This is a genomic window from Bradyrhizobium sp. UFLA05-125 (assembly GCF_059803515.1).
Genome location: NZ_JBANBJ010000164.1, coordinates 1 through 2002 on the forward strand (window position 1 = coordinate 1; position 2002 = coordinate 2002).

At 61.8% G+C, this 2002-nt stretch carries 3 protein-coding genes and 1 pseudogene; 3 read left to right on the forward strand and 1 reads right to left on the reverse strand.

All coding sequences use genetic code 11. The features are described from left to right. Window positions 1-158, reverse strand: a pseudogene (locus SO156_RS45700) (IS21 family transposase); the annotation flags it as partial. A gap of 47 nt (window positions 159-205) precedes the next feature. On the opposite strand from SO156_RS45700, the gene SO156_RS45705 reads away from it, so the two are divergent. The 3 genes from SO156_RS45705 to SO156_RS45715 form a co-directional block, all read left to right on the forward strand. Beyond that, the gene (locus SO156_RS45705) at window positions 206-472 is read left to right on the forward strand and encodes a DUF5372 family protein (RefSeq protein WP_498539445.1); all 267 of its coding nucleotides are present in this window, start codon (window positions 206-208) and stop codon (window positions 470-472) included. A gap of 164 nt (window positions 473-636) precedes the next feature. After that, window positions 637-1110 (forward strand): helix-turn-helix domain-containing protein, encoded by a 474-nt coding sequence (locus SO156_RS45710; protein WP_498539446.1) that lies wholly within the window; start codon window positions 637-639, stop codon window positions 1108-1110. 270 nt (window positions 1111-1380) lie between these two features. Beyond that, the coding region (locus SO156_RS45715) for a recombinase family protein (RefSeq protein WP_498539447.1) at window positions 1381-2002 on the forward strand (622 nt) is incomplete at its 3' end.

Genomic DNA, 2002 nt, shown 5'->3' on the forward strand with positions numbered 1-2002 from the left:
GTGCGGCCATACTGACGCAGCACCCGTCCGTCATTGAGCTTGGCCAGCCACTCGGCGATCGCACGGTTGAGTTCGACTAGGCTGTAAAAAGTTCGGTTGCGCAGCCGCCCCAACAGCCAGCGTTCGATGATTCCGACGCAGGCCTCAACCTTCGCCTTGGCAAAAGTTGTCGACTGCAGGTCATGCGGGTACGACCCAGCAAAAGGTGCGGATCACGCATCCCTTCCATCCGCTTTGCGGTCGCACGTTCGAGCTGATCTGTCGGCGCCGTCATTGGGGCGAAGACCGGGTGGTCTATGAGGGCCAGAACGGTCGACTTTGCACGATCGCGAGCGCCTGGACCGATATCGATCCACCCGATGAGTTCCGGCTGATCGCTGCGGGTAGAGCAGCCTTTTGCGTGGTTGACCTGTTGGCGCTTTGTGACGCGCTGGACCGGCTTGCGGAGAGCATGGGCGCCAGCGATGCGTAAATATAAATACGCCGCACATGTAAAGATAATAACGCCATGCCGTGGACACGGTGCGGCGTACGTCTACTTTAAAATCCACACAATATCTTCATATTGCGTCGACACCTCCATTGACACTCAATATGTAGAGGCGTATTTATATTTACGTAAGGTTGATGCTGAGCATGGCCAGGGCGAAGAAGCAGGATCCGAAGAGCGAGGCGCTGGCGCAAGACGGCGTCCTCAATCCAAATCCGGAAGCCGTCCGCGACCCCTCGTTCGTCAGCAACCCATTCTTCGATGCGAAGGACCTGGTGCAGGTGCGCTACGAGATGGTGCGACGTCACCAGGTCGACGGCGTTGCGATCAGCGAGGCCGCCGAGACATTCGGCGTCACGCGGCCAACCTTCTACAAGGCGCAGAGCGCCCTGCAGACCGCCGGGCTTGCCGGCCTGTTGCCGAACCGGCGAGGCCCCAAAGGCGGCCACAAGGTCTCCGCAGAGGTCGTTGCGTTCGTCGCCGCTCTCAAAGCTGCAAGACCCGAACTGACGACGTCGCACTGCCTCGATGCGATCGAGGCGCGGTTCGGCGTCAAGGTGCACCGACGCAGCCTGGAGCGGGCGCTGGCGCGCAAAAAAAAACGACTCAGCCCAGTTTGATCGTCGCGCCTGCGGACGCAGCGGACAGCTACGAGAAGCTACGCGCCGCCGCATTGCGTGCCGAGTTCACGGCCTGCCCTGGTCTCACCATTCTTCGCCGACGGGGATTGGCAGCGTGGATTCGAGCACGCGGACAGGAGGCCGATACCGAGGCGGCGTGCCACGACCATCGGCTCGCGCACTCGGCCCCAGGCAATCCGTCGCCCGCAACAAGCGACGTCACACGCCTCATCGCCGGCATCCTCGTCGCCATCGCAATGGAGCCCTTCCATGCCTGAGCTCAAAGTCACTGCCGACCATCTCAAGCGCGACGCTTACCTCTATGTCCGCCAATCGACCCTTCGCCAGGTCGCCGAGCACGGCGAGAGCACCGAGCGCCAATATGGGTTGCGGGATCGAGCAGTTGTGGCCGGTTGGCCGGTCGAGCGCGTTCACGTCATCGATCGCGATCTCGGCAAGTCCGGCTCAAGTACGACAGCACGCGACGGCTTCCAGCAACTGGTGAGCGAGGTGGCGCTCGGCAAGGCCGGTATTGTCATGGGGCTGGAGGTCTCGCGCCTTGCGCGCAACTCGGCCGACTGGCACCGGCTCATCGAGCTTTGCGCATTGACGGCGACGCTCATCCTTGACGAAGACGGTATCTACGATCCAGCCAGCTTCAACGATCGCCTCTTGCTCGGCCTCAAAGGGACGATGAGCGAGGCCGAGCTGCACATCCTCAAAGCACGCATGCGTGGTGGTCAGCTCAACAAGGCCCGTCGCGGCGAGCTCGAGATGTGCCCTCCGGTCGGGCTGGTTTACCGGAATGATAGGACCATCGGCCTCGATCCCGACCTCCAGGTGCAGAACGCAATCCGTCTCGTGTTCGATACCTTCGAGCAGACCGGAAGTG